We start from the raw sequence: 21,053 nt of genomic DNA, 5'->3' as shown, positions 1-21,053 counted from the left end.
GGTGATATTAAAAGGAAGCATAATCCTTGTTTTTACAGGCTTTCACTCCCATACATTCCATCTCTATCAACCATCCCGGACGACATACGGGGGCATGAACAAATACTTTAGGCGTGTGCGGAAAGCGTTTGTCGTACATACCTTTAACGACAGTATAGTCTGTGATGTCACGCAAATATACGATCATCTGTCCCAGATCATCAAATGTGCAGTCGGCTTCTTGCAGTAGCACCTCTACATTCTCCCACATTCGTTCGGTCTGCTTGCGGATATCACCGGGGTGCACTACTTCACCTTTGTTATTGATGCTTGCCGTGCCGGAAATGAATACTTGGCGGCGATCTCCATAGTCTACATACGTGCCACGTTCAAAGCTCACTCCGTATTCGTAAGTCGGGTTCAGATGTGTGGGCGCATAAAGAAAGTGAATCTGCTCCGGTTTCACGCCGGCTATGGCATACGTATCCATTTGTACCAGTACTTTCGGGTCGGCATGGCGTCCGCCAATTCCTGTGCTGGAGATGTAATGTGTCTTTTCTGTCAGGTTCTGTGTCACAAAGACCTCATTGCGTGCTTTCACGACTCCGGCATAGTTTACGTCTACGTTCTGCACGAAGAACCAGGTACGAATACAATGATCTGCCAGTCTGCATCCTTGTTCCATAAGTTGCATCACGTAATCATTCAGCAGCAGGCGGGTCTGATACTCTGAGTTGGCTGCACGGTTGAAAGCGCTGCCGGCCCAAAGATGGCGGTACGCACCGTGCTTCACTTCGAAAAGGCCGTTGTGCAGTACTTGCGTCTGTATGTCGGTTTGCAGATAAACCCACAGGGCAATCTTTGTTCCGTCCAATGGTGGCTGCTCCACAATGGAAAGTGCGCAGTCGGAACCTTCGGTGGTCAAAGCCAGCAGCGTATCTGCCTGATTGGCAGCATCGCTCAGGAAATAGCGCTTGAATACGGCAACCCCACCTTTGAGTTCTTTGGCAAGTAAATTATCATAAGTATTCAAAACTGCATTCAGCTGTTCTTCGTATGTATCTTCCGGTTTCGTGGAATGTATCATTACGTGATACTCCGAAGCTCCTGCCTCTGCATTATATTTAAAAATCTCAGTTAGAGTCTTTTCAGACTGGATGTTCTGTTGTTCTTTGTTGTTCATATGCAATTTTTCAATGACTAATAGTTCTATTTTACTCTTGCGCACCGTCGTCAATCCAGTTGTCAATCAGTGTCAGGATGTTGGATGAAGTGACCATCTGTGAATGGTCTATCCCCCAGCTTGAACTGATATTCGTATTCAATATCTGGTGTAAAATGCTTTCTTTGGCATTGCGGGGTTTCACCCGTAACACATCGTTTACGATGGTCGAAGGTTGGTTGACTAAGTCTTCATAGCTTTCTCCGGTCAGCAAATTCAGTTCGGCTGCGGGCTTGGCACTTCCTCCGTGACAGGCTGTACAGGTTTTATCGAAAACCTGTTGCTGGATGGTATGATACATACTGACATCAATCGTGCCTACTTCCATGAAGGTAGTGTCGGCAGTTGCCGTGAAATCTTCGATGGTCTGGAAACTGACGACACGTTTTCGCAGTCTGTTGATGACACATAGTTCTATCTCGGTCACTTCCTCACTGATACCAGACAGTATCACTTCCACTTCACCGCCGTCGGTCTCCGGAGTAGGAATAACTTTGGAAACAATGGCATACTCGCTCTCATCATCGAAACCTGCCACCACTATGCTGTATCCTTCGGACCATTTGTTGATACCACTGAATTTGCCGGACAGTTTCAGTACCCGTCCTTCTCTCGGTACGAAACCTGTATTTTCATAAATCCTGCCGTCGTCACAAGAAGTCAATCCCGTGACAAGCAGGGAAAAAGCAAAGAAAAGAATGTATTTCTTCATAAACAGATCCTTTCTCGCATTAGTTAGAATGTATATTGAAGTAAGATACTGGCTGAGTGTACGGCTATTCCTAAGTCATCATTGTCACGATCGAGCTGTGTGTCATGACCTGTACGACCAATGTACTGATACATCGCCTGTAACTTGAGATTACAGTTCTTAAAGAAATAGTTTACTCCTACGGCAGGCATATTCAGAAAGCCATTTGTATCTGTTCCATTCCGGTTGAAGAAATCATAGCGCAGTGCTGCCTGCAGGCGCGGGGCAACGAAGTACCCACCTTGTACGTATCCTCCTAAGTAATTGTAGGAGTCAGAAATCTTTTGTCGGTTGGTGAATCCTATGTTCATATAATACATTTCAGCACTCAGATAGAGTTTGTTTTTCAGCATTGCAAATTCAAGTCCGGCACGGAAGTCATTGGTACTTTCATTTTCGCTTTCTACATTCATCGAAGCGGATACTCCGAACATGATTTTATCTTCATGCAGACGGTTCGGATTTCCCTGAGTGGCGGGCATCACGCCTTTGGGCATATAAGTAAATCGCCCGGCATAGAGCAGGGAAGGGATGTGCCAATCATCACTCAGCGTCTTTGTAGCCGTATTGACCGAAGCGCCTGTGCCGTTGAACAAACCGATTTCATAGCCAAACTTGTCGGCAACCAAACCGTGAATCTCTACTCCCAGATCGAAGCCGGTACCGATATTGGGCGTCACCGCATTCAGTGAATGGGGGAGAATAACAGGGGCAGTAAGCGATACAGGCAGTGATGGCAAGAGTGTTTCACCCAATGTCGTCAGATAGGCGTGTGAGAACGGGGTCTTGAACTTGCCGACACGGATCGCAAATTGTTGTTTCAGCTGTACGTCGAACCACGCTTGCTGTAACAAGGCTCCGCCACTGGCTGCGGCATTCATGGAAAGATTGAACGATACTTTTCCAAAAGCTTTCCCCGTGAAACCGAGTACGGCGTAAGGGATAGAAAAACCGGAGTTGGCTACATTATCCTGATTGTAGGCTTTGTCCAGTCCTTCCTCGTCATACCAGTTGAAATTGCCACTGGTCTGTACAAGCAAATAGGGTTTGAATACAAAGTCTCCTTTTTTGGTCTCAATGGTGAATCCTTCTCTTCCTGCCAATGAAACTACGCCGTTTTCCGTATCTTCTTCATGTTGTGCCATAGCGACGAAAGGCAAAGCCGACAGCATGGCAATGAATATATATTTTTTCATAATAACTGATATATACTGCTTTTTTATTAAAGTGAATTTATAAATGCAATCAATGCGTCGCGGTCTTCTTTACTCATCTTTTTGAATAAGTTTTTTGATGCTTCGCCTTCTCCGCCATGCCACATGATGGCTTCAGTCAAGTTGCGGGCACGACCGTCGTGCAAGAAGTAAGTGTGTCCGTTCACCTTCTCTTGCAGACCAATTCCCCAAAGAGGGGTGGTACGCCATTCGTTTCCACGTGCCAGACCGCTGACATAATTGTCGTTCAAACCGACTCCCATGATTTCGGATCCCATATCGTGCAACAGGAAATCTGAATAAGGGTGGATGGTTTGTCTGCCCAGCCACGGAAGCTGGGTGTTGTTCAGCAGAACGGTGCCACGGGATTTGGTGTGCAGGGTAGTTGTATGGCAGAGGTGACATTTTGCTTGGTAGAAGTTTTGTTCTCCTTTGACCACCTGCGGATCATTAACATTGCGACGGGCCGGAACACTGAGGCACTGCATATAGAGGTCTACGTCTTCCATCTCCTCGGTGGTAATATCCAGCTGATCATAGGAGAGTCCCATCATGCTTCCTTGGTTGACTTGTATTTGTCCTTCGCAAATCTCTTCGGGATAACGGCTGTTGGTAACACCCATGTCACTGGAGAAACCGAGTTCTACAGTAAGGTCGGCATGCTGCGCTTTATTGCCGGACAATCCCAGAGATCTTACTCCCCGTTCGGTGATGTAGTTGCAACGTCCGCTGATTCCATATTCCGGATAGTTGCTTTTCGCTGCAAGTGCTTCTATTTCGGTAGGGTCCAATGCCATCATTTGTCCCATACCTACATGGCGCAAGGGGATGCGGACGGTACAAAACAAATCTTCCGGTTTGATTTCTTCGGCATACCATTCGGATATGGTGTAAGTCGGTTTGCAGAGTTCGTATTTCTCACCGTCCGGGAAGGAGAAACTTTCATAGGTATATTCTACAGATAATTTTCCCTCCGGTTTTACGCCGTAGATTGCCTGGTCGTGCAGCACCCGGCCGTAGTCTTGAAAAAATGCACCATTCTTGCGGCTGATATAAACCAGCATGGAAGAGAAACCATAGCTGCCGGAACCACCTTCGCTCCATAATGTCGGTTTGGTACGACCGGCATTCCGATGACAGCTACCACAGGAGTAACCGGCATAAACAGGACCGAGTCCGCCGCCATGACCATTACCGCTTGTCCGTACATCATCGTAGAGTCTGTCTCCTTGATTGAAACGGTTTTCATAGACACCCGACACCCAGTCTGCCGGAGTGTCGTAGGCTAATGATGAGTTCAGAAAATTGGTAGCTGTACCTGCCGACAGAGCGTATCCATCCGGTATCTCTATATCCAAGATGTCAATTCCGTCATTATCGCAAGCGCTGCACGCCAATATAGAAAGGAGAGAGAATGAATATTTTAGTATGCAATTCATCTTTAATTGACTTTATTTAAAATAATATGCTCAAACATACCAAAGAAGTAAAAGGAGATTTAGTCAATCTCGCCTTTACTTCTATATGCTTTTATGGGGTAATCCCTTATTTCACTTTACGAGCCTGTCCGTCTTTGAAGAGCAGGAATTCCAGTGTGTGGAAACCGCGTACATTCTGAGCGGCTGCGATACCTTCGTTGTCTTCATCATAGTCACCGCTCCAGTTCAGCTGGTCCCAGTCTCCTGAATTCAGAAGCTGTACGATAGCGTTCTGGTCTAGTGGCCAGCTGTCCATATTCGGGTCAAGACCCAGGCTGGCAACCGGACCAAACAAGAAGGCTTCACTGACTTCCCATGGCTGGCGTGCCTGTAACCAAGCGTCACACGCTGTTTCAAAAGCTGTATTGGATGGAGAATTGGAAAGAGCTATCACTGCATCATATAACGCATCTACTTTACTTTTCAGTGATGCGTAAGTCGGCAATACGACTACTTCAACGTAAGTTTTTACCACCGGCTGAAGTATGGCATCAGAGTTAATGCTTGCTGTACTTCCGATATAAGAGTTCAACTCTTTCAGTACAGTTTCCAAATCTGAACAGGCTTCCATGGCTTCTTCTGCTTCCGAACTGTTGATGTTGTTGCGGAAAGGTTGTGGAATACCCCAGATGGCAGTCGCTGCCTTATTGATGGCTTGTTTTACATTGTTGTTCAATGTTGAATTGCTGCCTTCGATAATTTTTGAGATAGAATTATCGGCAACGGTTCCATCAAGTGTTCCGTAATAAGCATTGCGGATAGAATAGATGTTATTTCTATAGTCTTCGCGGGAGTGCCAGCTATACCATGATTCTACGGCATAAATTGCTTCCTGAATATTTCCGGCTTTATATTTGCTCACCGGGTCGCCTATTTTCTGTGAACCTACTTCACCGGCAATATCAATACAACCTTCGATGATTTGCTGTACACAGGTCTTGGCAGTTGTGAATTCACCGTTATGGTTGATAAAAGCGTCTCCATATCCGCCTGTTGTCCAGGCTGCCTGAAGGTTTGTTGCATCTGTTTGCAGAAGGCGGCCTACATTTTTCATATAGTTGTGCCAGCTTGTTGCATTCTCTGAGTTGTAGTCGATATCAGCAGCAGATACTTCATTATCATCATCATTACTACAGGAAGTAGCTGTAAATGCCAGTCCTAACATAAGGGCTGCAACATAGAAAAAACTTTTTTTCATCGTATAAAAATTAATTAATAGATTGTTTCTTATTTCTTGATAAACCATCCGACATAAGCAATGCCGATAGAGAATTCGTTTTCGCTGTTGTATTTTCCGGTTCCGAATACTTTGCTTGTTCCGATCTGCCGTGTCGAGTAGTCAGCTTTTACTACCAGATTAGGGAGAGCATACCAGTTCAATCCGGCTGTCCACATACTGACCTGACAACGCTTTTCCATTGTCTGTCCTTTTTCTCCTTTTTCCTGCGGATTGTAGTATTCGTATCGGGCAAACGGATAGATCACAGGAACTTTATTGTTTTTGAAAAGAGAACTGATGTTGAAACCTGCTTCGGCTGCATAGCTTACAGCATTTTTTGCAACAGGAATTAGCCGGCTGTAAGGAGATTTATTCGATTGTCCGATATTCACTTTACTGACTCCGGTAGAATTGCCCAGATTTCCATAAACGATATTACCACGTGCAATTACATATTTATTGCGGTATTGTGCATCTGCCGTGAATATTCTCAACGGGACTTTACTTGAATAACTATCAAGTTTGTCTGAATTGGAGCCCGCATCGGCACAATAGTAGAATGACGCACCTACACGCAAACCGGGAACGCCTTTGTAATCCAGGCGTGCTACATAAGCCGGAGACGAGAAGTTGTCTTCTTCAAATATACCTTGTTTGCCACCGGCTACCCATGTGTTGCGGTCAAAACCATTCGGATTCAAACCTGCCACAATCATGGCCTGATAATCGAAACTGGCATACCCTTTTCCGAAGGAACCGAAGAATTCCAGACCGTTCTCATGCCAAGTGGAAGGAAGGATTGTTGTTTCACCTTCCGGACGGGATGTTCCGAAGAAGTTGACCGGCTCATGATGTGAATTGGTTAATCCCACAGGGACAATGATATGTCCGGCACGTACATTGAAAGACCGATGGATCAGGCGTGTGATGTGGAACTGTTCAATAGCGACTTCGCCACCTTTTTCCACCTCTGTTTCATATTCACCGTTTTCGGAGTTCTCCAGCTCAAAAGCTGTGCCTGTACCGCCGGATTCAAACTCTATTTCTGCTCCGAGTATCCATTTCGATGTAAATTTATAATCGAAAGCAAGTACGAAACGGGGGATGGATATGGTATTCCTTTTTTTGTTAGGGTTACCGTCATTTCCTCCATAGAAGCGGTTTATACCATAGTCCTTGAAGTTAGCGACCATCTCTCCGTATCCGCCAAAACGGAACTTTGAATACTCCTCTGTAGAAGGCTTGTCGTTTTTAGAATTATCTTTCGTTTCCTGAGCCGAAAGTGTGTAGAAAGAGGACAGGAAGCAAAGAACAACGATTGCAGTTAATTTTCTCATCTTTTTAATAATTTTATCGACTGCAAAGTTATATGAGGTTAAAAAGGCTGGCAATACCTAAAAGTAGGCATAGTTATTTCTTAAATTCAGTATATGTAGGTAATTTTTAGCTAAGAATGGGAAGTAAGGAAATTTAAAAGGGTAAATGAGTAAAAGGTGCATATCAGCATTTTTGCTTTTTTGCTGATATACACCTTCTTTTGTTTTTAGATTTTTCTGACTTGCTTTATTTGACAGTAATATTCTCTTTCCAGGTTATACCACTTATATCTGTCAGAATTAGTTCGTAGTCACCTTTGGGCAAGTCCACAAAAACATCACTTCTGATTGTAAGGGTTGCTTTACTTCCCAAAGGAATGATGAGGCTGTGCTTTCCCGGAGCTACTTTGGCTACATAGTCATTTTTTATTCGGGTAAGTGGGAAGCGGGCTAGCTCTTCTCCATTCTTTTGAAGTATTGTTTTTCCATTCTCGTCTTTTAGTGTTATGCCGATCAGGAAGGAACCGTACACGTCGGCTCCTTCTATCCGGTATACTTTGAACGTGAGGATATCCTCTTGAATCTTTGCGTTGGATATTTCCAGTTCCGGTTTGACCGATTTGTTGTGCAAAGGTCCCCAAACACCGTTATGGAAGACTTGGTTAGTATATAAGGTCAGTATGAAAAGCAGTACTGCACCGCTTATTGCGACTTTACTGAATTGCTTGATAGATAGTGGAAGTTCACCGGAAGTAAGCCATACAAGCCATTTGTTCTTGGAAAGTTTAGGCAATAACAGATAATCCAAAGAATATTTTCCGCCGCCGGACAGGAAAATAGTGAATCCGGCTGACACTCCCAAGATGCCGATTTGCCATTCGTCGAGGCAGGTAGTACCCAGCCAGCCGGAGCCTAAAAGAATGCCGAATGCCAGACTGAATACGCCGATACTCATTAATCGTGTGAAGAAACCGAGCATATAGAGTAACCCGACGATGCCTTCTACTAATGTGAAAATTACCATTGCCCACCAAAGTAAATCCGGTGTGCTGACCAAGTATTCAATAATCGGTTTGATACCAATGGAATTGGGAAGGAAATGATTGAACTTTTCTCCAATGTATCCGGTTCCATCCGGAATGAGTTTGTTTTCAAGGACGAGTCTGCGCCAAAAAGCTGAGAAATAAGTCCAGCCGACGATCAGTCGTAAGGAGAGAGTGAAAATGCCCGCAAGTACGTAGGCTTTGGATGGTTCTTGTTGTTGTGTCAGCATACTGTTTGTTGTTAGTTTGTTATTGAGAGAATCGTTTCTTATTAGAACAAGTTTCCAGTGGAAAATGTTTTTGTGAAAACCTGTTTTTTTTGAAACGATTCTACTCAAGATAAACTACATACAAAACAAAGCTAACAATGCAAAAGTTATTCTTTAAACGGCTATCTTTATACCTTCTTTTTTATTACAATACCGTTTGCATTGTTGGCAAAGGTCGTATCCCAGCATGGCTCCCAAGATGAAGTCCTCTTCGGCAGACAGTTGATTCAAGGGGCGAATGATGATATGCCGCATGGCTTCCATACATTCGGGTTTGCCGAAAAACAGATTAATCTTGTTAGTACCTACTTCTTGTATCATATAACTGATCTTCTGATTCTTCAGCCGGCGGATGGCAAACTCTTCGTGCTCTCTGCTCATCGTATAGAGTACCATGTTGCGTACGCCTTTCTTGAACTCATAAATGTGGTTGAGGAAAATCCGGATTTCTCCGGGAATGATTCTTTCGGTAGCCATGATGTAAACTGTTATTTTATATGGAGATAAAGATTAGCTGATTTCTTGTTTTACTTGTTCAACCCATGCGCTGATACGTTCATCTGTCTGACCGTCTTCATTGACTTCGTCGAGTGGAAGACCTACGAACTTGCCATTAACGACAGCGATAGAAGAATCGAATGTATAACCGGCTGTGTCCACCGCTCCACAGAATTTGCAGCGCGTATCTTTCAGTTCTTCATAAAGAATACCGATAGCATCACAGAACGTATCGCTGTAAGAATCGGAATCACCACAACCGAACAAGGCTACATATTTGTGAGACAGATCGCATTTCTTTAAAATTTTAATTCCGTCGTACCAGTCATCCTGTAATTCACCGGCTCCCCATGTGGAACTGCCTAGTACCAGTACATCATATTCACCGACCAAAGCTTCAGTGAGTTTGGATACATCATAAATATGTGCGGAAGGAACATCTAGTTTCTCTGCAATCCGACGGGCAAGGTCTTCTGTTGTTCCGGTAGTGGAACCGTAAAATACTCCAATTTTATTCATCTTTGATTCTATTTTAATGTGATGGTGCAAAGATAGAGGGTCTCGGAGAAATAGGAAATCCCCATTTATAGTGGAATAATTGCTTTATTCTCATTATAAATGGGGATGTTCTCTCGCTTTTTTTCTACAAGAAATGCAACTTTTATTAAAGTTGTTTTTAAATAATGTATTATCTTTGCAGAGATCAAAACAGACACATATACTATATGAATATGAGAAGCTTAAAGTATTTTTCTTTTGGAGTTATCGGCATGGTTCTTGCTTCATGTGTAGAAGAGAAAAATTTGTATAATCCGGATGAAGGAACGCCTGAGGATGCTCAACTCGGTTTATCTACGGATTTCTTGTTGAAAACGCAAAGGAGTATATTTATTACTGCTGTCGATGGTGATGGAAAATCACAGGCCGGTGTGAAATTCGGTGTGTTTATGAGTCAGCCTTACACGGGCGAAGGAGTTATTTCTATTGATCCGGTCTTTGTCGGATATACGGATGCTTCAGGTAAGTTGAAAGCTGAAGTGGTGATAGGAAATAATGTTTCCAAAATTTATGTGGCTCCTCTCACTGCTGGTTATGGTCAGGTGAAGGAAGCGGATGTTCAGGATTTTGTTTCATTGGATTTTCAAGGAGTCAGTTTTCCTCATATGGCTGTCTCGCGTGCTTTTTCGATTGAGATTCCTTCATTTTCCGGACCGATCAGTGGTCTGTATCAATTGTATATCCCTTATAAGAATGTTGAAATAAGTAGGGATGGTATTCCGCTGCAGGGTGGGTGTTCTTTGGTCTCTAAAGAGCAACTATCTCCTGCTTTGATTAATCAGATTGATAGTTGGTACCCAGAGAGGCAGAATGTTCAGAAAGCAGATTTGGATAAAAACTCGGATTTACGGGTCGTTGATGAAAATGGAGCCAGAGTTTGGGTGACTTATGTCGGTGATGGTGGTTTCTATGTCGCTAATCAGACTGTTTATAATTCATTGATGTATTATAATTATAAAGAGGAAGAACTGAATAGTCCAAATGACATTGATCATCTTCGGATGACTATGTTGTTGCCTAATACTAACCAGCTGCAGTGTCCGTCGGGTTTGAAAGTTCAGTTACTTTATTGGAATGGAAAGGAGTATACTGAGATTTTCCCAAAAGGGACACGGATAGGTTTTGTTGTAGCACGTGCCGGTTATAAGAAGGATGGTACGGATGTAACAACGAAGAATGCGTATTCTTTTAAAAATAAAACGAATCCTGTTGTTAATGGTGACGTCTCTGGAATGTATTACTCTACTCCGGTATTGAATAAATGGGGAAAATCTCAGGCTGTAACTCGTCAGTTAGATGGTTATAATTGTTGTGTGACCGGATTTGATATCCGTCCTTTTGGCGATAATCAATCAGATTATGATTTTAATGATGTAATGTTGAAAGTGACTGCTACTCCTGAAAAAGCAATTGAACCGGGAGAGGATATTCCGGTTGAAGAAGAAGTAGTTGTAACTGAATCTATTCATGGTACATTGGCTTTCGAAGACCAGTGGCCTAATGCCGGTGATTATGACCTGAATGACTTTGTAGTAAATTATACATACGGTTTGGGAAAGAATACGGAAAACAAGATTACAAGCATTAAATTGCGTTTTAAACCAATAGCCAAAGGGGCTGCCGCTTATACAAAGATCGGTTTTGGCATTGAACTTCCATTGGCAGAAAGTTATATTGATGCTGCAAAGGTGATGGGAGCGACTTTCGAAAGTGGTAATTCAAAGGCGACTTTTGTGATTTGGGAAGATGTAAGCAGACTCTTTCCTAATATAAATGGTTTTGTAAATACAGAAAAGGGGACGAGTTTTGTTTCAGCAGCGGAAGTTGAAATCACTATTCCGCTGACTATTCCGGTTGACAATGTTTCAATGATGAAATTCAATCCATTTATATTTGTGAACAACCGTTCTCATGAAATTCATTTAACAGACTTTGCTCCGACTTCGAAGATGGATACAAACTTGCTTCAAACTGCGGATGACTGTTCTGATGCATCACGAAATATTTATTATCGGATGGAAGATATGTCTTGTTGGGCATTAGATTTTCCTCGTACTTCAGCAAGCGACCCGGCATGGAGATATCCGAAAGAAAAATCGTCAGTAGTGAAGGCTTATAAGAATTATAGCAAGTGGGTAATAAATAAGACGGACTTGTCTTGGTTTGATTCCACTATTTCAGAGAATGTAGATGAGGATGAATTATACTAAAATATTTTTGTTGGTTGTGGAGTTGATGCTTTAAAAGATACCCTTATTTTTCTGAGCAGGTCTTAAAACATAAGAATCCCCTTTATAATGGAGAAACGGATTAGTTTCTATTATAAAGGGGATTGATATGTTTTAATGATGGAACAAGCGAATGCCTGTGAATGCCATTGCCATATTGTACTTGTCGCATGTACCGATAACATGATCATCTCGTACTGAACCTCCCGGTTGTGCGATATAGCTTACACCGCTTTTGTGTGCACGTTCGATATTGTCTCCGAAGGGGAAGAATGCGTCAGAGCCCAAAGCTACGCCAGTCATTGTATCCAGCCATGCACGTTTCTCTTCGCGGGTCAGTACTTCCGGCTTTTCTGTAAAAAACTGTTGCCAAACGCCGTCTGCCAATACGTCATCATGATCTTCTGAAATATAAACGTCGATAGTATTATCACGATCTGCACGGCGGATTTTTTCAATCCAGGGCAGATTCATTACTTTCGGATGTTGGCGGAGATACCAGATATCTGCTTTATTTCCTGCAAGGCGCGTGCAGTGAATACGTGACTGCTGTCCTGCACCGATACCAATCGCCTGTCCGTCCTTTGCATAACATACGGAATTGGATTGTGTATATTTTAAGGTGATTAAAGAAATGATTAGGTCACGTTTGGCTTCAGCCGGAATTTCCTTGTTTTGTGTAGGTAACTCTTTCAAAAGACTTTCGTCTATTTTCAGTTCGTTTCTGCCTTGCTCAAAAGTCACTCCGAAAACATCTTTGTGTTCGATAGGAGCCGGGCGGTAAGCCGGATCTATCTTGATCACATTGTAAGTTCCTTTTCTTTTATTTTTCAGGATTTCCAAAGCTTCGGGAGTGTAATCCGGTGCAATCACACCATCGGATACTTCACGGTTGATAATGCGTGCAGTCTCTTCATCACAAGTATCGGACAATGCGATGAAGTCTCCGTAAGAAGACATACGGTCGGCACCGCGTGCGCGTGCATAGGCTGTTGCCAGTGGAGACAGTTTTGCATCATCCACAAAATAGATTTTCTTCAGTGTGTCACTCATTTCTACAGCAACAGCAGCACCTGCCGGGCTGACGTGTTTGAATGATGCGGCAGCCGGAAGTCCGGTAGCTTCTTTCAGTTCTTTTACTAACTGCCAACTGTTGAATGCATCCAGCAGATTGATGTAACCGGGATGTCCGTTCAATACCTCAATGGGTAGTTCGCCTTCTTTCATGAAGATACGGGCAGGCTTTTGATTTGGGTTGCAGCCGTATTTCAGTTCGAGTTCGTTTGCCATATTATTTAATTATGAATTACTGATTACAAATTGATAGCGACAAAATTACTAAAAAAAGAATAGCCAGCCTAGCCTCCTGTTATAAATTAGTAACAAGTAATTAGTATTGGGGAAACTGTGGGTAGCGAAAATACCTATTTGTGGTGATTGCATATCCTCGAAATATTCCGTTACTTTGCAGTCTCTAATATAAATAGGTGTAAATGGATAATTTGCAAAAATACAAACCAACTGATAAGATGATTGATCTCATCAGTGATAACTATTCCTTGTTGCAAGTGATGAGCCGTTTCGGCCTTTCGTTGGGATTTGGTGACAAAACAGTGAAAGAAGTTTGCGAGCTTAATGGAGTAGATTGCAGGACTTTTCTGATTGTAGTCAACTTTATGTCTGAAGGCTTTTCGCGGATGGATGGAAGCAGTGAGGATATTTCTATACCTGCACTAATCGATTATCTGCGGCAAGCCCATATTTACTTTCTGGACTTTTCTCTTCCTGCCATTCGCCGTAAACTGATTGAAGCGATTGACTGTTCGCAGGATGATGTAGCTTTTCTGATTCTTAAGTTCTTTGATGAATATACACGAGAGGTACGTAAACACATGGATTATGAGGAGAAAACGGTATTCAAATATGTGGATGCGCTGATAAATGGCAATGCTCCCCGGAATTATCAGATTAGCACATTCTCCAAGCATCATGACCAGGTGGGAGAGAAGCTGACAGAACTGAAAAATATCATCATTAAATATTGTCCTGCCAAAGCCAATGAGAATCTGTTGAATGCGGCTCTTTTCGATATATACGCCTGTGAGGCCGGTTTGGAATCTCACTGCAAGGTTGAAGACTATATTTTTGTTCCTGCCATTCTGAAGTTGGAAAGGAGGATTAGGGAAAATGAAAAATAACGAAGCCATTCGAATTGCGATCGCCGAAACCTCAGTGATTATCCGGGGTGGGCTGACCGCTGCATTGAAGCGTCTTCCTAATGTGAAGGTGCAACCTATAGAATTACTTTCAGTAGAGGCTCTGAGTGATTGCCTGCGTACGCAATATCCGGAAATGCTGATTGTAAATCCTACTTTTGGTGACTACTTTGATGTAAATAAGTTCCGGGAAGAAACTGCCGGTAAGAAAATACGTTTGATTGCTTTGGTTAGCTCTTTTGTAGATGCCTCTTTGCTGACTAAATATGATGAGTCGATTTCTATCTTTGATGATCTGGATATTCTTTCTAAAAAGATTCATGGTCTGCTAAATCTGGCTTCGGGAGAGGAGGAGCTTGACAATCAGGAAACGCTTAGCCAACGGGAGAAAGAGATAGTGATCTGTGTGGTGAAAGGTATGACGAATAAAGAGATTGCAGAGAATCTTTTCTTGTCTATTCACACTGTCATTACTCACCGGAGAAATATCAGCAAAAAGCTACAGATACACAGTGCGGCTGGCCTGACTATTTATGCTATTGTAAATAAGCTTGTTACGCTAAATGATGTGAAAGATTTATAACCTTAAAAGAATGTTATAAAATCTGAATCCGTTTGCGAACACGGAATCTTTTCGTACCTTTGCAGTGCAATTGGGAAATTGCTATTAGTTTAAAAGGTAAAAGAAAAGATTATTCAAGGTATTAGATTTAAATAATTAAGGTATTAAATTTTTTAGTATTCAATAGGACATTTTTTGGTAAAAGGTAAAAAGGATAACAATAGGTAAGAAGTTTAAAAGGTAAAAAGAAGATTAGTTTTCAGGAATTGAGGTAATAAAAGAAAAGCCTTTCTGGCTTTTCTGATGCTGTGGCGAGTGGTTCCCTTCTAGGAATTGACTCGTTTTTTGTTTATAGACGCAGGGGAGCCGAAAGGTATATAAATACCGGGATTGCTAATGCCAGGAGTGTATAAAATAAAATCCCGACGAAATCGCTTCGGCGGGACCCTATTTCATTTTTACTTAAATGTGGCTACGTAATAAAATTATGACTAATTAATTCAATTCTGATACTGCAAAGATAGTGCGTTTCTGTATCTGTCACAATCCCCTTTATAAGGTATATTGCGTAGTTGCTCTCACTATTAATAATTAGTGGTGGATATCATTTTACTTTTTTCCACTCTTTCGTTGCGAAATCATATGATTTGATCACTTTGGCAGGGCAACCGGCACAAATAGAGTATGCTGGGATGGAACGGCTGACAACGCTTCCGGCAGCCACTACACAATGTTTCCCTAAAGTTACTCCTGGCAGTATGACTGAGTTTGCACCTACCCATACATCATCCTCAATAGTGACAGGCTGTGTACTTACTCCCTGTTCGTCGATTGATTTCTCCGCATCTTGATAATTATGATTAAGTCCTGTGACTGTTACATGCTGTGCAAGATTCACATGATTTCCTATAAGAACCGGACCGATAATGGTATTTCCTAATCCGATGCGGGTATAATCTCCAATGATTAAATCTCCTACCGCATTATTAAGGCAGGAAAAGTCTTCTACTACCGAATAGCGCCCTAGCGAGAACTGATTAAAAGGAGGAAGGTCTTTGCGGACACTGCGATAAATCACGGAACCTTTTCCACGTTTCAGATATACAAAATAGAAAAGGCGTATCCACCAGTTGGGGCGTGTCTTTACAGGATGCATAATAAAACGATGTACGGCTTGTTTCAAAGCCGGATTTTGTTTGATTCGCAGTTTCAGTGTCCTTTTTTCCATATTGAATGTTTTTGTTTCTTTTTATCTTCTACTAAATAATCCGGTATTGCCAGACTGTATGTGATTGCCAATCCTAAAAGCAATATCCACCACTTGAGTGACGAGGTCCAGTGGTATCCTGTTATCAATAAAGTCCAGATACTGACGAAGGTGCATAATTTCATCGGAGAAGGTATCAGCTGCTGGGCTATACGGTTGCAGAAATTCCAGTTGCCTTCTAATAAAGACGGCAATAGATAAGAGAGGGTCTTCCGTATGCGCCTGCGATAGGGATAAACAGGGGCGGAGTCACAGTGTACAATCACATCCGGCAGATATTCAATATATATATTCTGTTTGAATAACTTTCGTTCGAGATTTGTTTTGGCAGTTCTTTGATTCTTCTGTAGCCATTCTAAGTCGAAAGCCATATTGGTTCCGAAAAGACTTGAAGAAAAGCCGATCTGAGTATTCCCCGATCTGAAAAGACTGTTATTGATTTCTTCGGATAGAGCATGGAAACGTTTCCGTACTCCCTTACGATTATTAATGATCGTGTGCAACTGCATTGCCTGTATTCCGGCATCGTAGGCATTATAAATCTTTTCCAGAAAATGGGGTGATAAAGCACTGGCTTTATCAGAAAGAAGGATGACTAATTCGTATCGTTCTTTATCTAATGAATTAATTGCTTCCAGCAAATCTTTATATGTGATGAATTCATATGCTTCCTGTTGATACATGAAAGGAAGGAGGCTTCCGTCCTGAACTAATATGGCACACTGATATTGTTTTCTGGCTTTGGGATAATTGGAATGTTTGAAATGTGAGGCAACAGCCAATATGAAAAGGTATAGGAGCAAAAGCCCTATACACAAAAAGAAGAAATCGTCTGCTATGTAGATAAAGTAGTCCATCCTGTAGTGAAGGAGTTATACGTTCTCTTTTTGAACGAATGCAGTAACTGTTTTCAGAATGATTTTTATGTCCAGTCCGAAAGAGAAGTTTTTTGCATATTGGATATCCAGTTGCTTGCGTTCTTCTGCGGAGAGTTTACCCGCTTCACCTCTTTTTTCAACCTGCCACAGCCCGGTAAGTCCGGCTGGTCCCATAAAACGATCAATGTGTTCATCACTAGTCAGTAACTCTGCCTCATAGAGTGGGAGGGGACGATTGCCCACTATAGACATATCTCCTTTGAGGATATTGATAAGCTGTGGTAATTCATCAATGCTGTATTTACGGATAAAACGTCCTATCTTTGTGATTCTGGGGTCATTCTCCAGTTTTACGAAAGCATTACTTTTCTCTTTTGATTTCTTGTGGATATAGTCTTCTTCCGAAATTACAAAATCGTCGGATATCAGGAGAATTTCTTCTTCGTCTGCTTCTTCAGAGACACAGGATTCTTCTCCCCATATATCTTCTTCCTCTTCTTCTTCCTGTTGGTATTGGTTGAGAGCATTGAAATCCTTCAGATGTTTATCAGCGTCGGTATACATCGAACGGAATTTGAGAAAATCAAATATCTGATAATTGCTTCCTACACGTTTGGATTTATAGATAATCGGTCCTTTGCTCTCCAAGCGAATGGCTATAGCAGTAGCTATTAAAAGAGGAGAAAGGAAAAGTAGTGCTATTCCGGAAAAGAATATATCGAAGATTCTTTTCCATGAAGGCAGGCGAAAGGCTTTTAAATTCTGTGTTTGGAGTTGCAGTGCTTCTATTTTTTGTTCTTTTCTACGTGTGAGAAAAGTTGACAGATCTTTCAGTACTTCACTGTTGGTTTCGTACTTAATCGTGTTATTAACTCCTGCCTTCAAGTATTCTGTAGCTTCTTCCTTAGTAATGGAATCTATAACCAGTACCATATAAAGCCCTGGATACATTTTTCGTATAGAGCGAATATCAGCGATATCTTTTGATAATTCTACCTGCTCAATAAATAAAGCTGCGTCGTATTTTTCTCGTATCTTGTCTAGCACTTTAGTTGCCTTATAGCAGTTTGGTGCTGCATAGAATACTCCGGTACTTAATTTCGAAAACAGTTCTATTGTTTTGTTGTGTCTGCCTATGTAAACAAAATATTGCATTTAAAGGCTGTATTAGTCGATAATCTTTTTGATTCGGATTTTTAGTTCCAAAGGATTGAATGGCTTCAGAATATAGTCTTCTGCCCCTTCTTCCAGTAATTTGATTCTTTCCGTGGTACTTTCTTCGCTGGACAGCATAACGATAGGAATTGACTTGAATAACTCATTGGCTTTCATATATCTGAGGAATTCATCTCCTCTCATTAACGGCATACGAATATCGGAAATAATGAGATCGGGTACATTACCTTCATTAAGCCAATCTATTGCTTTAATAGGATTCTCCAAATACATAACGTCGTAATCCTTGCCTAAATATATACTTGCAACTTTTCCAATAGTCGCTTTATCGTCAACTAATAGTATCTTTTTTTTCATACAAATAGAACCTTTCTATCGCTTGCTTTGCTACTTGATTTATATAGATTAAATTGAATCTCTTGCCTTTGTTTCACTTCGTGCAAATATATATATAATTTTAGAATAAACTTCCAATTAGCAGAAGTAAAATTCATGAAGATTATTATTTTTGTTTATTAATAGAATATATCTGATACGTTTAGTGAGGAAAAAAAACACGGATTTCATTATTTTTATGAAACCCGTGTTGATAAGGGAGATTAGTTTTTATTTGTTTGGAATACCTTGTTTACATCAAAATCATTCCACCATTTTTCATTTTCTGTACCACCGCTCGTTACCCAGTCACTGAATTGTGAATAAGCAGTTTTGATATTTACATACTCCAAAGGCCATTTGAAATTGGAAGGAACCATGATGCCCCATGCCAGATTCTCTTTACTGATATAATATTTTTTGCTGGCATGCTGGCTGTTATCGTTGTTTCCGCCAAACAGATCGGTATTTGCGAGTTTGGTTGGTTGGTAGCCTGCAACATGTATTTCCTTACGTGGGTTTCTGTTGCCGTCTACGATGATAAAGACATTCAATTTGTTGACATTAAAGGCATCTGCTGATATTGTCGGATTATTGAATGTAATGGAGAAACTGATATTTTTAGGTTTGGTATTGCCTGCATAGTCTGAAACAGTATTAATCTGCTCATACCGATCTCTTCCCAATACTTTATGAGCATCATCAAACAGAGGAATCACAGTATAATCCTGACCATTTTCGATATTGTTATTATTTAGATTGAAATTCTTGGCAAGAGTATTGTCACTGAATTCAACTGGCTGTGTAATGGCATTGGCGGGTACATTGTCCAGCATAATAGCTGCTCCGATGCTTTTTGTTGCTCCGGCTGCGGATAAGTCAATACTCAACTCGAATTTTGTTACTTTATTCTCTTTATTAGTATATATTTTCCTTTTCTGAATGGTCAGAACGATGTCATTCATATCATAATCTCCATATAGTGGCCATTGGTCTTCAAAGAGGTAGGTATAATCCTTGTTGTCTTCCACTTCAATAGGGAATTCAGGATCTTCCGGGTCAGGGGTAGGGTCAGGTATTTCTGAAATTTCACCACATGAAGTAATGATTGTTTTGGAACCATTAGGGATATATAATTCTACTGAATTTTCCATAATGTAATTAGGGTTATTGGCAGGTACCCCTTTGGCGAATTCCCCTTCCGGGCATTCAATATCTAAATTACCATTGAACTTAGTTGTCCAACCAGTAGATATGCTTTTTGTAGATTTTAATAATGAACGGGTTCCGGCAGCTTTAAAAGTGACATTAGGAATATCCATTATCTCTGCTTTTATCATAGAACCATTATTCAGTTCAAAAGTGCTTCCGCTATTACCGCATTTAAAAGATGGAATAGCTATAAAAGTACCATTTTCTATGCCACCAGCCAATATACCTTTATTCATTATGATAGTTCCGTTTGTTCCTCCGAATTCGAAAGAGTTTTTGGCATAAAGACTGCAATTATTAGTAAAAGTAGGGTTACCGCCATTATCATTACTTATTTTTTGAGCATTAACAGTTCCATCATTTACACCAATTCCACCTATAATGAAAGTTGGAGTATTAATTGTTGCTTCAGTTCCATTATAAAAATAGCATGTTGCATCTTGAGAGTTAAACTTTAATGCACCTTCTTGAATAGTCAATTCTCCAAAGTTATAAATAGCTCCTTTGGTAAATATGGACTGTTCCCAAGAAGCAACAGATTTTCCTGTAACATTAATTGTGGCTTTAGGAGCATTGTATAAAATAGACGTCGTATTCAAGTCCTTCATACTATTGACATTAATTGTTCCAAAATTTTTCAGTAGTACTCCTATGGCAGCAAGATTGATGTTATTGCCAATAAGACTTCCGCCTGATTGAATCGTTAATATTGAGTTGTCAGCAATAAGAAAACTCGTGAATGAATCTGTGTTGATTTTTCCACCCTTCAAAATAATAATATCTGCACTTTGTATTTGGTTTTGCGAGGGTGTCCATTCACCTTCTACAAATATGGTAAATCTTCCGCCATTCAAATATCCACTGGTATGGTTGATTTCACCATTAAATTTGTCTTTTATGATATAGCTTTTGCCTGCTTCCAAATGATGATTTGATTGATTCCAATTAGTATTACCTCTAAGTTCAATGGCTCCTGTGGTATCATAAGTTTCTTCGGGATATTTTTCTGGAATATTATAGCTTCCGGTGGTCGCTTTTGCCACTCTTGTAGTCCTTGAACCTACAATTTCTTTATTTTTAGATACATCCCATGTACTAATAGACACTCTGCTTCTAGAGTCTGTCTTACGAATATATAGGTAATTAGTTCCTTCTGTATAATTTATTTCTTGTGAAAAAGCTTGACCTTTTTTGGAAACTCCTTTGGCAAGTATATGGTAATCAGACGTTGAAAATGGATTTGCGTCCAATATTTCTATTTGGTTGTATAGTTCATCATCAATTTCTATGCTTAGAATACTAGTTGTAGTCATATTCCAGTCAAATCCATCCGGTGCAGCAAAACCGTCCCCCATTGGATTGGCTGTCTGATAAGACGGATCATATAGATCCTTCTCGGAATCTACGCAACTGGATAACATCCTTACTATTGCTATCGCAATTATAGATGTAAGCAGAATTGTTTTTTTCATCATAATGTCTATTGTTTGATTGTTTTTTTGTTTGTTGCAAAGATAGTTGTATATTTTGGATTAAAGATGTATTTATTGATATTTCTTGTGTAAAAAGCAACGATATTTCCGTTTTGGTTC

18 protein-coding genes are annotated in these 21,053 nt (G+C 41.0%); 3 read left to right on the top strand and 15 right to left on the bottom strand.

The annotated features are described in order from the left end of the window. Positions 1 to 7: 7 nt before the first annotated feature. From DW640_RS06455 to fldA, 9 genes are all read right to left on the bottom strand, one after another. On the bottom strand, positions 8 to 1,162 hold the full coding sequence (locus DW640_RS06455) for a Rid family hydrolase (protein ID WP_055229453.1): 1,155 nt from the start codon (positions 1,160 to 1,162) through the stop codon (positions 8 to 10). A gap of 31 nt (positions 1,163 to 1,193) precedes the next feature. After that, positions 1,194 to 1,913 (bottom strand): hypothetical protein, encoded by a 720-nt coding sequence (locus DW640_RS06450; RefSeq protein ID WP_048698707.1) that lies wholly within the window; start codon positions 1,911 to 1,913, stop codon positions 1,194 to 1,196. Between the two features lie 23 nt (positions 1,914 to 1,936). Then, positions 1,937 to 3,148, bottom strand: a complete 1,212-nt coding sequence (locus DW640_RS06445; protein WP_048698711.1) for a porin — start codon at positions 3,146 to 3,148, stop codon at positions 1,937 to 1,939. Between the two features lie 26 nt (positions 3,149 to 3,174). Further along, a complete protein-coding gene (locus DW640_RS06440) occupies positions 3,175 to 4,605 on the bottom strand; it encodes a di-heme oxidoredictase family protein (RefSeq protein ID WP_117577648.1) in 1,431 nt (476 codons plus the stop codon). Positions 4,606 to 4,711: 106 nt separating this feature from the next. Beyond that, positions 4,712 to 5,842, bottom strand: coding sequence for an imelysin family protein (locus DW640_RS06435; RefSeq protein ID WP_048698740.1), 1,131 nt, complete (start codon positions 5,840 to 5,842; stop codon positions 4,712 to 4,714). A 29-nt stretch (positions 5,843 to 5,871) separates the two neighbouring features. Then, the gene (locus tag DW640_RS06430) at positions 5,872 to 7,200 is read right to left on the bottom strand and encodes a hypothetical protein (protein ID WP_048698717.1); all 1,329 of its coding nucleotides are present in this window, start codon (positions 7,198 to 7,200) and stop codon (positions 5,872 to 5,874) included. Positions 7,201 to 7,426: 226 nt separating this feature from the next. Then, positions 7,427 to 8,452 carry a TQO small subunit DoxD gene (locus DW640_RS06425; RefSeq protein WP_048698720.1) on the bottom strand — a complete coding sequence of 342 codons (1,026 nt, stop codon included), beginning with the start codon at positions 8,450 to 8,452 and terminating at the stop codon, positions 7,427 to 7,429. Positions 8,453 to 8,605: 153 nt separating this feature from the next. After that, positions 8,606 to 8,968, bottom strand: a complete 363-nt coding sequence (locus DW640_RS06420) for a DUF2023 family protein (RefSeq protein WP_008763079.1) — start codon at positions 8,966 to 8,968, stop codon at positions 8,606 to 8,608. A gap of 33 nt (positions 8,969 to 9,001) precedes the next feature. Next, complete coding sequence (gene fldA, locus DW640_RS06415; protein ID WP_048698724.1) at positions 9,002 to 9,508, bottom strand: flavodoxin FldA; 507 nt, start codon at positions 9,506 to 9,508, stop codon at positions 9,002 to 9,004. 206 nt (positions 9,509 to 9,714) lie between these two features. Here fldA and DW640_RS06410 point away from each other — a divergent pair, with 206 nt between their 5' ends. Further along, a complete protein-coding gene (locus DW640_RS06410; protein WP_187323686.1) occupies positions 9,715 to 11,757 on the top strand; it encodes an LruC domain-containing protein in 2,043 nt (680 codons plus the stop codon). Positions 11,758 to 11,889: 132 nt separating this feature from the next. Here the strand turns inward: DW640_RS06410 and DW640_RS06405 are convergent, their stop codons facing one another. Then, entirely contained in the window at positions 11,890 to 13,065 is a 1,176-nt protein-coding gene (locus DW640_RS06405; protein ID WP_117577644.1) for a phosphoribosylaminoimidazolecarboxamide formyltransferase, read from the bottom strand. A gap of 203 nt (positions 13,066 to 13,268) precedes the next feature. On the opposite strand from DW640_RS06405, the gene DW640_RS06400 reads away from it, so the two are divergent. Together DW640_RS06400 and DW640_RS06395 are read left to right on the top strand one after the other, a co-directional pair. After that, positions 13,269 to 13,973, top strand: coding sequence for a hemerythrin domain-containing protein (locus tag DW640_RS06400; RefSeq protein ID WP_008763082.1), 705 nt, complete (start codon positions 13,269 to 13,271; stop codon positions 13,971 to 13,973). Continuing rightward, entirely contained in the window at positions 13,963 to 14,574 is a 612-nt protein-coding gene (locus DW640_RS06395) for a response regulator transcription factor (protein WP_048698733.1), read from the top strand. Before DW640_RS06400 ends, DW640_RS06395 begins: the two co-directional genes overlap by 11 nt. Positions 14,575 to 15,157: 583 nt before the next feature. Here DW640_RS06395 and DW640_RS06390 read toward each other — a convergent pair. The 5 genes from DW640_RS06390 to DW640_RS06370 form a co-directional block, all read right to left on the bottom strand. Beyond that, positions 15,158 to 15,781: a DapH/DapD/GlmU-related protein gene (locus DW640_RS06390; protein WP_008763084.1), complete on the bottom strand. Its 624-nt coding sequence runs from the start codon at positions 15,779 to 15,781 to the stop codon at positions 15,158 to 15,160. Continuing rightward, positions 15,763 to 16,677, bottom strand: coding sequence for a glycosyltransferase family 2 protein (locus DW640_RS06385; protein WP_008763085.1), 915 nt, complete (start codon positions 16,675 to 16,677; stop codon positions 15,763 to 15,765). The genes DW640_RS06390 and DW640_RS06385 overlap by 19 nt, the downstream gene beginning before the upstream one ends. A gap of 15 nt (positions 16,678 to 16,692) precedes the next feature. After that, positions 16,693 to 17,853: a sugar transferase gene (locus DW640_RS06380; protein ID WP_016267296.1), complete on the bottom strand. Its 1,161-nt coding sequence runs from the start codon at positions 17,851 to 17,853 to the stop codon at positions 16,693 to 16,695. 12 nt (positions 17,854 to 17,865) lie between these two features. Next, positions 17,866 to 18,231, bottom strand: a complete 366-nt coding sequence (locus DW640_RS06375) for a PleD family two-component system response regulator (RefSeq protein WP_008763087.1) — start codon at positions 18,229 to 18,231, stop codon at positions 17,866 to 17,868. A gap of 242 nt (positions 18,232 to 18,473) precedes the next feature. Beyond that, positions 18,474 to 20,933, bottom strand: a complete 2,460-nt coding sequence (locus DW640_RS06370) for an LruC domain-containing protein (RefSeq protein WP_370448816.1) — start codon at positions 20,931 to 20,933, stop codon at positions 18,474 to 18,476. Between the last annotated feature and the right edge of the window lie 120 nt (positions 20,934 to 21,053).

The organism is Bacteroides sp. AM23-12 (assembly GCF_003434395.1).
In the GTDB taxonomy this organism is placed as follows: Bacteria; Bacteroidota; Bacteroidia; order Bacteroidales; family Bacteroidaceae; genus Bacteroides; species Bacteroides thetaiotaomicron.
Note: the sequence above shows the minus strand (reverse complement) of the source record. Positions and strands in the feature narration are given on the sequence as shown.

Excerpts from the sequence above, each read along its gene's own strand:
- DW640_RS06455 (WP_055229453.1), bottom strand. The coding sequence starts at position 1,162 with ATGAACAACAAAGAACAACAGAACATCCAGTCTGAAAAGACTCTAACT.
- DW640_RS06450 (WP_048698707.1), bottom strand. The coding sequence starts at position 1,913 with ATGAAGAAATACATTCTTTTCTTTGCTTTTTCCCTGCTTGTCACGGGA.
- DW640_RS06445 (WP_048698711.1), bottom strand. The coding sequence starts at position 3,148 with ATGAAAAAATATATATTCATTGCCATGCTGTCGGCTTTGCCTTTCGTC.
- DW640_RS06440 (WP_117577648.1), bottom strand. The coding sequence starts at position 4,605 with ATGAATTGCATACTAAAATATTCATTCTCTCTCCTTTCTATATTGGCG.
- DW640_RS06435 (WP_048698740.1), bottom strand. The coding sequence starts at position 5,842 with ATGAAAAAAAGTTTTTTCTATGTTGCAGCCCTTATGTTAGGACTGGCA.
- DW640_RS06430 (WP_048698717.1), bottom strand. The coding sequence starts at position 7,200 with ATGAGAAAATTAACTGCAATCGTTGTTCTTTGCTTCCTGTCCTCTTTC.
- DW640_RS06425 (WP_048698720.1), bottom strand. The coding sequence starts at position 8,452 with ATGCTGACACAACAACAAGAACCATCCAAAGCCTACGTACTTGCGGGC.
- DW640_RS06420 (WP_008763079.1), bottom strand. The coding sequence starts at position 8,968 with ATGGCTACCGAAAGAATCATTCCCGGAGAAATCCGGATTTTCCTCAAC.
- fldA (WP_048698724.1), bottom strand. The coding sequence starts at position 9,508 with ATGAATAAAATTGGAGTATTTTACGGTTCCACTACCGGAACAACAGAA.
- DW640_RS06410 (WP_187323686.1), top strand. The coding sequence starts at position 9,715 with ATGAATATGAGAAGCTTAAAGTATTTTTCTTTTGGAGTTATCGGCATG.
- DW640_RS06405 (WP_117577644.1), bottom strand. The coding sequence starts at position 13,065 with ATGGCAAACGAACTCGAACTGAAATACGGCTGCAACCCAAATCAAAAG.
- DW640_RS06400 (WP_008763082.1), top strand. The coding sequence starts at position 13,269 with ATGGATAATTTGCAAAAATACAAACCAACTGATAAGATGATTGATCTC.
- DW640_RS06395 (WP_048698733.1), top strand. The coding sequence starts at position 13,963 with ATGAAAAATAACGAAGCCATTCGAATTGCGATCGCCGAAACCTCAGTG.
- DW640_RS06390 (WP_008763084.1), bottom strand. The coding sequence starts at position 15,781 with ATGGAAAAAAGGACACTGAAACTGCGAATCAAACAAAATCCGGCTTTG.
- DW640_RS06385 (WP_008763085.1), bottom strand. The coding sequence starts at position 16,677 with ATGGACTACTTTATCTACATAGCAGACGATTTCTTCTTTTTGTGTATA.
- DW640_RS06380 (WP_016267296.1), bottom strand. The coding sequence starts at position 17,853 with ATGCAATATTTTGTTTACATAGGCAGACACAACAAAACAATAGAACTG.
- DW640_RS06375 (WP_008763087.1), bottom strand. The coding sequence starts at position 18,231 with ATGAAAAAAAAGATACTATTAGTTGACGATAAAGCGACTATTGGAAAA.
- DW640_RS06370 (WP_370448816.1), bottom strand. The coding sequence starts at position 20,933 with ATGAAAAAAACAATTCTGCTTACATCTATAATTGCGATAGCAATAGTA.